This window comes from Pseudonocardia terrae, assembly GCF_021343995.1.
In the GTDB taxonomy this organism is placed as follows: domain Bacteria; phylum Actinomycetota; class Actinomycetes; order Mycobacteriales; family Pseudonocardiaceae; genus Pseudonocardia; species Pseudonocardia terrae.
On record NZ_JAJTTE010000047.1, the window covers coordinates 18,551 to 29,228 of the forward strand.

Here is a 10,678-nt window from a genome sequence, read left to right on the forward strand (position 1 = left end):
GCGCAAGTATCGGTATCGACGCTCGGACCCTGACAAGCAGGTCCTCAGCGGGCGGAAGTCGCGGTGATGGACCGGGGTCCGCGGCCGACGGCCACCATCCCGGACTGCACCATCTCGCGGATCCCGTAGGGCTCCAGCATCCGGAGCAGCGCGTTCAGCTTGTCCATCGTGCCGGTGGCCTCGACGGTCAGGGCCTCGGGGGCCACGTCGACCACCTTCGCCCGGAACAGCTGCACGGTCTCCAGGACCTGGCTGCGCACGCCGGCGTCGGCGCGCACCTTGACGAGCAGGAGCTCGCGCTGCACGGAGGCGGCGGGCTCCAGCTCGACGATCTTGATCACGTTGATCAGCTTGTTCAGCTGCTTCGTGACCTGCTCGAGGGGGAAGTCCTCGACGGAGACGACGATCGTCATCCGCGAGATCCCCGGTGTCTCGGTCTGCCCCACGGCGAGCGAGATGATGTTGAAGCCGCGGCGCGAGAACAGGCCCGACACCCGGGCCAGCACGCCGGGCTTGTCCTCGACCAGGACCGACAGGGTGTGCGTCTCGGTCATGACTGCGCCTCCGCGGGAGAGAGAACGTCGGCGCTCACTCCGAGCCACCGTCCTCGAGTGCACGCTCGGTGACCTCGTTGACCTCGTCGACGCCGGCGGACAGCTCGTCGCCCTCGAACAGCGGACGGATGTGCCGGGCCGCCATGACCTCGTCGTTGCCGGTGCCGGCCGCGACCATGGGCCAGACCTGGGCGTCGGCGCCGACCGTGAAGTCGATGACGACGGGCTGGTCGTTGATCTCCATGGCCTGCCGGATGACCCGGTCGACGTCGTCCTTCGACTCGGCACGGAGCCCGACGCAGCCCATCGCCTCGGCGAGGAGCGTGAAGTCAGGGATGCGGTGCTTGTGGGTGCCGAGGTCGGTGTTGGAGTAGCGCTGCTCGTAGAACAGCGTCTGCCACTGCCGGACCATGCCGAGGTTGCCGTTGTTGATCACGGCGACCTTGATCGGGATGCCCTCGATCGCGCAGGTGGCCAGCTCCTGGTTGGTCATCTGGAAGCAGCCGTCGCCGTCGATGGCCCACACGACTCTGTCCGGCGCGCCGGTCTTGGCGCCCATCGCCGCGGGGACGGCGTAGCCCATGGTCCCGAGGCCGCCGGAGTTGAACCAGGTGCGCGGGTTCTCGTACTTCACGAACTGCGCCGCCCACATCTGGTGCTGGCCGACGCCCGCCGCGTACAGCGCCTCGGGGCCGGCGATGGCGCCGATCCGCTCGATGACGTACTGCGGCGACAGCGAGCCGTCGTCCGGCCAGTCGTAGCCCAGCGGGAACGTGGTGCGCCAGTGGTCGAGCTGGGCCCACCAGGCCGTCAGGTCGGCGACGGTGGTCTCGCGCTCGGCCCGCACGGCCTCGATCAGCTCGGCGAGGATCTCCTTGCAGTCGCCGACGATCGGGACGTCCGCCCGCCGGTTCTTGCTGATCTCGGCCGGGTCGATGTCGGCGTGGACGATCTTCGCGCCGGGGGCGAAGCTCGAGAGCTGCCCGGTCACGCGGTCGTCGAAGCGGGCGCCGAGGGCGATGAGCAGGTCCGACTTCTGCATCGCGCCGACCGCGGACACCGAGCCGTGCATGCCGGGCATGCCGACGTGCTGCGGGTGGCTGTCCGGGAACGCCCCGCGCGCCATCAGCGTGGTGACGACCGGGATGTTCGTGAGCTCGGCGAGCTCGCGCAGCTCGGCCGAGGCCTCGGCCTTGAGCACGCCGCCGCCGACGTAGAGCACCGGCTTGCGGGCGGCCGCGATCAGCCGCGCGGCCTCGCGGATCTGCTTGCCGTGCGGCCGGGTGGTCGGCCGGTAGCCCGGCAGCTTGAGCTCCGGCGGCCACGAGAACGTGGTCCGGGCCTGCAGCGCGTCCTTGGAGATGTCCACCAGCACCGGGCCGGGTCGGCCCGTGGCGGCCAGGTGGAACGCCTCGGCGATCGCCCGCGGGATCTCCGCGGCGTCGGTCACCAGCATGTTGTGCTTGGTCACCGGCATGGTGATGCCGGTGATGTCGGCCTCCTGGAACGCGTCCGTGCCGATCAGCGGCCGGGCCACCTGGCCGGTGATGGCCACCACCGGCACCGAGTCCATGTGCGCGTCGGCGAGCGGGGTGATCAGGTTCGTGGCGCCCGGGCCCGAGGTCGCCATGCAGACCCCGACCCTGCCGGTGGCCTGCGCGTACCCGGTCGCGGCGTGGCCCGCGCCCTGCTCGTGCCGGACGAGGACGTGCCGCACGCTCGTCGAGTCCAGCAGCGGGTCGTAGGCCGGCAGGATCGCCCCGCCGGGGATCCCGAAGACGGTGTCGCAGCCGATCGACTCGAGCGAGCGCACGAGCGACTGGGCTCCGGTCACCTGCTCCGGGCCGGATCGCGGCCCGGGCACGTCAGCGCGGTTCTCGGGGCGCTGGCCGGGGGCGCCGTTCTGGCGGCCCCCGGGCACTCCTGCGCGTCCCGGCGGCGGTGCCGGTTTGGGTCCCGGGGTGCCGGGACGGGGCGTGGCGGTGGTCATCTGCGCTGCCTCGCTGCTGTCGGTGCCGATGATCGGGTCTGCCCTGGACATGAAAAAACCCCCGCCGCCTGGGCCAGGCGTGACGAGGGTGGCGCGTCGTGGTCCGAGTACTCGGGAGCTACTCAGGCGTGGACGCGCCTGGGAAGTACGAGAATTCGGAGGGCCGACATGGCGACGACGCTAGCACGCTCGCGGGAGCGGGCGTCAACCGGCTGGGACGGCGTCTCCCGCATCGTGGGAGAGGCGCCGGTCACGCGGAGGCGCCGGTCACGGGACCGCACGGGAAGTGTCGGCGGGAGGTGCGACCATGGGGGACGTGAGCGCAGAGAAGACCAGCAGGCCCGGCATCGCGGAGGGGCACGTCGCCTCGGCGGACAAGCTCGCCCCGCGGGCGGTGCCCACGCGGCTGTCCTTCCGCCGTTCGCCGCTGGCCCTGGCCGGCGCCGCGTTCTTCCTGGTCGCCGCGATCCCGTTCGCCTTCGGGGCCCCGTGGCTGTGGCTCGTCTACGTGCTCCCGCTCGCGTTCTCGTACTGGATCGTGCGGGTGCGCACGGTGGTCGACGCCGACTCGGTCACCGCTCGTCGTCTGTTCTCCGCACGGCGCGTACCGTGGCCGGAGATCAGCTCGCTGCGACTGGGCAAGAAATCCCGGGTCAGCGCGGTGCTGACGGACGGGACCGAGCTACCGCTGCCGACCGTCCACGTCCGCGACCTTCCCGCGCTGGCCGCCGTGTCCGGCGGCAGGCTGCCCGACCCGGCTGGAGAGTAGAGACGAGATGCCGGCCCTTCGTTCCCGAGTCACCACGCACGGCCGCAACGCCGCCGGAGCCCGTTCCCTGTGGCGCGCCACCGGCATGGGCGACGACGACTTCGGCAAGCCGATCGTCGCCATCGCCAACTCCTACACGCAGTTCGTGCCCGGTCACGTGCACCTCAAGGACCTCGGCGACCTCGTCGCCTCGGCGATCCGCGAGGCCGGCGGCGTGCCCCGCGAGTTCAACACGATCGCGGTCGACGACGGCATCGCGATGGGCCACGGCGGCATGCTCTACTCGCTGCCCTCCCGCGAGATCATCTCCGACGCGGTCGAGTACATGGTCAACGGGCACGCGGCCGACGCGCTCGTCTGCATCTCGAACTGCGACAAGATCACCCCGGGTATGCTCAACGCCGCGATGCGGCTCAACATCCCCACCGTCTTCGTGTCCGGCGGGCCGATGGAGGCCGGCAAGGCCGTCGTCGTCGACGGGGTGGCGCACGCCCCCACCGACCTGATCACCGCGATCTCGGCGTCGGCGTCGTCGCAGGTCGACGAGGACGGACTGTCGATCGTCGAGCGGTCCGCCTGCCCGACCTGCGGCTCGTGCTCCGGCATGTTCACCGCGAACTCGATGAACTGCCTCACCGAGGCGCTCGGGCTCTCGCTGCCCGGCAACGGCTCCACGCTGGCCACGCACGCCGCCCGTCGCGAGCTGTTCCTCGAGGCCGGCCGCACCGTGATGGCGCTGGCGAAGCGCTGGTACACCCACGACGACGAGTCCGCGCTCCCCCGCAACATCGCCACCCGCGAGGCGTTCGAGAACGCCATGGCCCTCGACGTCGCGATGGGCGGCTCCACCAACACGGTGCTGCACATCCTGGCCGCGGCGCAGGAGGGCGAGATCGGCTTCTCGCTCGCCGACATCGACGCGATCTCCCGCCGGGTGCCCTGCCTGGCCAAGGTCTCGCCGAACTCGGACTACCACATGGAGGACGTCCACCGGGCCGGCGGCATCCCCGCCATCCTGGGCGAGCTGTGGCGGGCCGGGCTGCTCAACGAGGGCGTGCACTCCGTCCACTCCCCCTCGCTGGCGCAGTGGCTCTCCGAGTGGGACATCCGCGCGGAGAAGCCGTCGGAGAAGGCCGTCGAGCTGTACCACGCCGCGCCGGGCGGGGTCCGGACCACCGAGGCGTTCTCCACCGAGAACCGTTGGTCGTCGCTGGACACCGACGCCGCGGGCGGCTGCATCCGCGACCGTGAGCACGCCTACACCGCCGACGGCGGGCTCGCCGTGCTGCGCGGCAACCTCTCCGAGAACGGCGCGGTGATCAAGACCGCCGGGATCCCGGAGGACATCTGGCGGTTCGAGGGCCCGGCGCGGGTCGTCGAGAGCCAGGAGGAGGCCGTGTCGGTCATCCTCACCAAGCAGATCCAGCCCGGCGACGTCCTGGTCGTCCGCTACGAGGGCCCCGCGGGCGGGCCGGGCATGCAGGAGATGCTGCACCCGACCGCGTTCCTCAAGGGCGCCGGCCTGGGCGCGAAGTGCGCGCTGGTCACCGACGGCCGGTTCTCCGGCGGGTCGAGCGGCATCTCGGTCGGGCACGTCGCCCCCGAGGCCGCGGCCGGCGGCGCGATCGGGCTGGTGCAGGACGGGGACCGGATCCTCATCGACGTCCGAGAGCGGACGCTGCAGATCCTGGTCGACGACGAGGTGCTCGCCGAGCGTTCGGCCAAGATGGAGGCCTCCGAGCGGCCGTGGACGCCGAAGGACCGGGACCGCGTGGTCTCCAAGGCCCTCCGCGCCTACGCCGCCATGGCCACCAGCGCCGACACCGGCGCCGTCCGGCAGGTCCCGTAACCCCATTCCGTTCGCATTATGGAACCATAATGCGCATTCCGACCGCCCTCGAGCGCGTTATGGAACCATAAATGCGCTCGGGGCGGGGGAATACACGCATTATGGTTCCATAATGCTGGCGTAGGTTGGGGTCATGACGCTTCCTACGCGGACCCTCGGCTCCCTCACCGTCTCGGCCCAGGGGCTGGGCTGCATGGGCATGAGCCAGAGCTACGGCACCGGGGACGACACCGAGTCGATCGCCACGATCCACCGCGCGCTCGACCTGGGCGTCACCCTGCTCGACACCGCGAACGTCTACGGCGCCGGGGTCAACGAGGAGCTCGTCGGCCGGGCGATCCGGGACCGCCGCGACGAGGTCGTGCTCGCCACCAAGTTCGGGATCGTCCGCGACGCGGAGGGCCACCAGGGCGCCCGCGGCGACGCCGCCTACGTCACGCAGTGCTGCGACGAGTCCCTCGCCCGCCTCGGCGTGGACCACATCGACCTCTACTACCAGCACCGGGTCGACCCGGACACACCGATCGAGGAGACCTGGGGCGCCCTCGCCGAGCTGGTCGAGGCGGGCAAGATCCGGTACGCGGGGATCTCCGAGGCGGGTGCGGCCACCATCCGGGCCGCGCACGCCGTGCACCCGGTCGCCGCGTTGCAGAGCGAGTGGTCGCTGTGGACCCGCGACATCGAGGGCGAGATCGCGTCGACCTGCGCGGAGCTGGGGATCGGGATCGTGCCCTTCTCCCCGCTCGGCCGCGGCTTCCTGACGGGCTCGATCACCTCGACGTCGCAGCTCGGCGAGAAGGACATGCGCGCCGGCCTGCCCCGCTTCAGCGAGGAGAACCTGGCCGCCAACCTCGCGATCGTCGAGACCGTGAAGGCGCTGGCGGAGAAGCGCGGCGTCACCGCCGGGCAGCTCGCGCTGGCGTGGGTGCAGGCCAAGGGCGAGCACGTGGTGCCGATCCCGGGCACCAAGCGCCGCACCTACCTGGAGCAGAACGTCGAGGCCGCGACCCTGGAGCTCACGCCCGAGGAGATCGGCGAGCTCGACGCCGTCGGCGCCGGGGTGGCGGGCGCCCGGTACCCGGAGCACCTCCAGCGCAACGTCGGTCACTGAGGGACTGTCCGGGCGCCGAGACCGCGGCGGATGATCCCCCGGCCTGTGCGCGGTGAGTGGTCCACTCACCGCGCACAGGCGCGGAGTGCGGGATCGAGGCGGGCCAGGGACTCCGCGGCCGTCTCGATCATCTCCGTGACCCGGTCCGCGCCGAGGTGGTCGGCCGCGAACCCCAGGTACTGCACGTGCACGTGGGCCCGCGCCCACTCCCGTTCGACGGCGGCGAGCGGGCCGGGCAGGGCGGGGGCCTCGGCGCGGTAGGCCGAGTCGTCGGACCGGCCCTGGGCCTCGAGGACCGCGAGGTCGAGCCCGGCCGGCGCCGTCCGGGCGTTGCCCCAGTCGATCAGTGCGCCGCCCAGGATGTTGCCGCGGTGCGGATCGCCGTGGCAGAGCGTCCGGGGCAGCAGGGCGAGCGCCGCCCCGATCCGCGGGTCGTGCGCCCACTCGGCCACCAGCCCGGCCGCCCGCTCGTACGCGGGCTCGCCGGTGCGCGCGGCGCCGCCGCGCAGCGGGACGAGGGTCCGTTCGCAGAGCGCGACCCACCACGCGGCGTCGACCACCGGGACGCCGCGGGCCCGCTTGCGGAACCAGTGCCGGTGCACGCGCGCGAGGGTCCGCCAGACGTCGTCGGGCACCGGGTCGCCCTCCGCCGCGGGCTGCCCGTCGACCCAGGTCAGCACGAGCGGATCCGCATGGAGCAGGCGCGGCGCGGTCACCCCCTCGACCACGGCGACCGCGCGCATCGCGGCGACCTCGACCGGGGCCGCGGGCTTGACCACGACCGGCGTCACCCGGTCCCCGACCCGCAGGTCGACGCGCTCGACCCCCTGTGCGACGTATCCGCCGGTCAGCGGGCCGCGGCCGACGATCTCCGCCTGGCCGCCCAGCCGTCGTCCGACGGCGGGGAGCCAGTCCGTCACCGCAGGCCGAACAGCACGCCCACCGCGACCGCGACCGCGACGACCAGGAAGAGCACGGCCCACGGCACCGGCCGGCGCTGCCAGGTCCGGCCGCTGTCCAGCGAGATCCGCCCGGCCCCGACGAACAGCAGCGCGGCGAGCCCGGCGCCCAGCGCGACGTCGAGCTCCAGGGCGTTCGGCGAGACCGCGACGAAGAACGGGCTGCCCCACTTGACCGCGACCGCGCAGATCTTGACGGCGAGCAGGCCGGCCGCCGCCAGCGGCGTGAACAGCCCGAGCACCAGCAGCGCGCCGAGGATCAGCTCGCCGAAGCCGAGCGCCCACGCCAGCATCGAGGCCTGCCGGAAGCCCAGGTCGGTCAGGATCGCGGTGGTCGCGCCGATGCCCCGGCCGCCCCACATCGCGAAGACCTTCTGCAGGCCGTGCGCCACGAAGATCCCGCCGACGCCGAGGCGCAGCAGCAGCATGCCGACGTCGGCCCCGCCGCTCCACGCGACCGGCCGCCGGTCCGTGTCCTGCTCCGGGGGCCGGGTCCCGCCGAGCGTGCCGATGTCGAACTGCCTGGTGGGCTCGGTCATGGCCCCGAGGGTATCGGCGCGCGGGCCGCCGTAGGCGTCGCCGACCAGCGTGTTCGCCAGGTTTCGCCCGGTGGGGCCGGGGCACTCGATGACCATGGCGGACACCAAGGACGGACCCGAGCTGCACCCCGACACGCTGAAACTGGCCGAGGGCGCCAACTTCGCCGCGGTCGCGACCGTCTTCCCCAGCGGGCTGATCCAGAACCACATGATCTGGTGCGGGATCAAGGACGGGAAGCTGGTGCTCAACACCGAGACGCACCGGGCGAAGGCGCGCAACGTCGGGCGGGACTCCCGGATCACGGTGCTGATCCGCGACGAGGACAACCCGTACCGCTACGCCGAGGTCCGCGGGCGCGTCGCCGACACGACGACCGGCGACGAGGCGCGCACCCACATCGACGAGCTCTCGCAGAAGTACAACGGCCAGGACTACCCGCCCGACATGATCAAGAGCGAGCGGGTGATCCTCTGGATCACTCCCGAGCGGCAGACCCTCGTCGACCAGAGCAACGACGTCGGCACCGAGGACTGAGCGTCGGAGCTGGTTCGGATCCGGCCTCGGTAGCCGTTCTCAGTAGCCGTTCTTCACCACGTTCGGCGGCTCCTCCCCGCGCGCGAAGTAGCCGAGCTGCTCGCGCATCACGCGGAAGGCGCGGCTCATCGCGGCGGGGACGCTGCCGCCGACGTGCGGGGTCAGCAGCAGCCCCGGCGCCTCCCACAGCGGGTGACCGGCCGGGAGCGGCTCCGGGTCGGTGACGTCGAGCGCCGCCCGCAGCCGGCCGCTGCGCAGCTCCGCCAGCAGGGCGTCCGTGTCGGCGACGGGTCCGCGCGCGCCGTTGACCAGTACCGCGCCGTCGGGCATCGCGGCGAGGAAGTCCTTGTCGACCAGGCCCCTGGTCTCGTCCGTCAGCGGGACGATCACCACGCAGACGTCGTGCTGCGGCAGCAGGTCGTGGACCTCGTCGATGCCGTGCACGCCCTCGCGCTTGCGCCGGCCCACCAGCGTGGTCGTGACCTCGAACGGCTCGAGCCGGCGCACGAGGTTCTCCGCGACGTCGCCCGCCCCGACGATCAGCACGCGCTTGCCGCCGAGCTCGTCGGTGATGTGTTGGGACCACTCGCCGCGCTCCTGCGCCTGCACGAACCCCGGCAGCTCCCGGTACACCGCGAGGAGCACCGCGACGACCCACTCCGCCGTCGCGCCGCCGTGTGCGCCCTTGCCGTCGGAGAGCAGGACGCCGTCGGGGAGCTTCCCGATCCACGCCTCCGCGCCGGCGGTGAGCAGCTGCACGAGCCTGAGGTTCGGCAGCTGGTCCGCGAGCTCCACGACCTTCCCGATCGCGAGGAACGGCGGCACGAGGACCTCGGCCTCCTCGGCGCCCGCCGGGAGCGGCTTCTTCGGGTCGTAGACCAGGGGGCGGAGGTTCGGCAGGTCGGCGAGGGCGTCGGCACCGCGCGGGTGCGGGACCAGGACCACGGTCATGACGCCGACGCTACTCACCGGCCGCTCACCTCAGCGCGCCTAGCCTGATCACGTGCGCCACCGCCCTCCCCGCCTGCGGCTCGCGCTGGTCGCCCTGATCGGCCTGCTCGGGCTCATGGCGGGCTGCGCGAGCTTCCCGGACGAGGGCCCGCGGAACTGGCAGGAGAAGACCGAGGGGCAGGGCGAGCTGGGCGGGCCGCCCTCGGTGCAGGAGGCGCCCGGGAGCGAGCCGGGCGACCAGAACGGCGACGGGTCGCCCGACTCCGGCGCCCCGCAGGCCCCGTCGGGCTGCGACGACCCGGACCCCCAGGTCGTCGCCACCTGCCTGGATCCCGTGGGTGCGGTCGCGGTCCTGCCCAACGGCGTGTCGGCGCTGGTCGGCGAACGCGCGACCGGCCGGGTGCTGCGGGTCGAGCGCGGGAAGGACCCGGTGCTGGTCACCACCGTGCCGGTCGACACGGCCGGCGGTGGCGGGCTGACCGGGCTGGTGCTCTCCCCCACCTACGAGGAGGACCGGCTCGTCTACGCCTACGCGACCACGCCGGAGGACAACCGGGTGCTCCGGCTCGCCCCGAACGAGCCGCCGAAACCGGTGCTGACCGGTATCCCCAAGGGCCCGGCCGGCAACGGCGGCGCGCTCGGCACGGACGCCGGCAACACGCTGCTCGTCGCCACCGGCAACGCCGGCGACCCCGCCCCCGCGCCCACCGCGCTCAACGGCAAGGTCCTGCGGATCGACACCCTCGGCCGGCCCGCCGCGGCCAACCCGAACCCCGGTTCGCCGGTGCTGAGCACGGGCCTGGCCCAGCCGGGCGGGATCTGCACGGACCCCGCCAGCGAGTCGGTGTGGGTGACCGACCGGACTGCCGCACGCGATGTGCTCTACCGGGTCGCGCCCGGCCCCCTCGGCCCCGCGGCGTGGACCTGGCCGGACCGGCCGGGCGTCGCAGGCTGCATGGCCCAGCCGGGCGTGCTCACGGTCGCGCTGACCGGCGGTGCGGCCCTGTCGGTGCTGCGCCCCGCCGACGACGGCAGCTTCTCCGGCGCCCCGGAGACGCTCCTGGTCAACGTCTACGGCCGGCTCAACGCCGCCACCCTCGGCTCGGACGGCCTGCTCTGGCTGGGCACGGTCAACAAGTCGGGCGGCAAGCCCGTGGCCAGCGACGACCGCGTCATCCGCATCCAACCGCCCAGCGGGGGCGGGGCCTCCCGCGCCTGACCGCGGCCGCAGTCGGGTCCCCGATCAGTGATCACTGCGACGGGCCGGGCGTGGTGCGGGTCGAAGCAGGGGTCGGTGATTCTCGCGAACCGTCCCGGGTCGTGATCACCCGCCATGGACGCGCACCGTCGAATTCCGACCTTCCCCGTCCACGATCAGTGATCACGGCCAGGAGCCCGGTCAGCCCCTGCCCGCAACGACG

General features: G+C 72.8%; 10 protein-coding genes. 5 read left to right on the plus strand and 5 right to left on the minus strand.

Translation table 11 applies throughout. From position 1 onward, the window contains the following. Positions 1–44 precede the first annotated feature (44 nt). Both ilvN and LWC33_RS26135 read right to left on the minus strand, forming a co-directional pair. The gene (ilvN, locus tag LWC33_RS26130) at positions 45–554 is read right to left on the minus strand and encodes an acetolactate synthase small subunit (protein ID WP_233307326.1); all 510 of its coding nucleotides are present in this window, start codon (positions 552–554) and stop codon (positions 45–47) included. A 34-nt stretch (positions 555–588) separates the two neighbouring features. Next, complete coding sequence (locus LWC33_RS26135) at positions 589–2,544, minus strand: acetolactate synthase large subunit (RefSeq protein WP_233307363.1); 1,956 nt, start codon at positions 2,542–2,544, stop codon at positions 589–591. A 316-nt stretch (positions 2,545–2,860) separates the two neighbouring features. Between LWC33_RS26135 and LWC33_RS26140 the strand changes: the two genes are divergently transcribed. The 3 genes from LWC33_RS26140 (at position 2,861) to LWC33_RS26150 (ending at position 6,273) form a co-directional block, all read left to right on the plus strand. Continuing rightward, on the plus strand, positions 2,861–3,313 hold the full coding sequence (locus LWC33_RS26140) for a PH domain-containing protein (RefSeq protein WP_233307327.1): 453 nt from the start codon (positions 2,861–2,863) through the stop codon (positions 3,311–3,313). Positions 3,314–3,320: 7 nt separating this feature from the next. Beyond that, positions 3,321–5,162, plus strand: coding sequence for a dihydroxy-acid dehydratase (ilvD, locus tag LWC33_RS26145; RefSeq protein WP_233307328.1), 1,842 nt, complete (start codon positions 3,321–3,323; stop codon positions 5,160–5,162). Between the two features lie 133 nt (positions 5,163–5,295). Continuing rightward, entirely contained in the window at positions 5,296–6,273 is a 978-nt protein-coding gene (locus LWC33_RS26150) for an aldo/keto reductase (RefSeq protein WP_233307329.1), read from the plus strand. A 65-nt stretch (positions 6,274–6,338) separates the two neighbouring features. Here the strand turns inward: LWC33_RS26150 and LWC33_RS26155 are convergent, their stop codons facing one another. After that, positions 6,339–7,193 carry a phosphotransferase gene (locus tag LWC33_RS26155; RefSeq protein ID WP_233307330.1) on the minus strand — a complete coding sequence of 285 codons (855 nt, stop codon included), beginning with the start codon at positions 7,191–7,193 and terminating at the stop codon, positions 6,339–6,341. Next, positions 7,190–7,771, minus strand: a complete 582-nt coding sequence (locus LWC33_RS26160) for a DoxX family protein (protein ID WP_233307331.1) — start codon at positions 7,769–7,771, stop codon at positions 7,190–7,192. The genes LWC33_RS26155 and LWC33_RS26160 overlap by 4 nt, the downstream gene beginning before the upstream one ends. An 88-nt stretch (positions 7,772–7,859) precedes the next feature. On the opposite strand from LWC33_RS26160, the gene LWC33_RS26165 reads away from it, so the two are divergent. Next, positions 7,860–8,306, plus strand: a complete 447-nt coding sequence (locus tag LWC33_RS26165) for a PPOX class F420-dependent oxidoreductase (RefSeq protein WP_233307332.1) — start codon at positions 7,860–7,862, stop codon at positions 8,304–8,306. Positions 8,307–8,345: 39 nt separating this feature from the next. On the opposite strand, the gene LWC33_RS26170 is transcribed toward LWC33_RS26165, so the two are convergent. Then, a complete protein-coding gene (locus tag LWC33_RS26170) occupies positions 8,346–9,257 on the minus strand; it encodes a 2-hydroxyacid dehydrogenase (RefSeq protein ID WP_233307333.1) in 912 nt (303 codons plus the stop codon). A 52-nt stretch (positions 9,258–9,309) separates the two neighbouring features. On the opposite strand from LWC33_RS26170, the gene LWC33_RS26175 reads away from it, so the two are divergent. Further along, positions 9,310–10,476: a PQQ-dependent sugar dehydrogenase gene (locus tag LWC33_RS26175; RefSeq protein ID WP_233307334.1), complete on the plus strand. Its 1,167-nt coding sequence runs from the start codon at positions 9,310–9,312 to the stop codon at positions 10,474–10,476. The last annotated feature ends 202 nt before the right edge of the window (positions 10,477–10,678 follow it).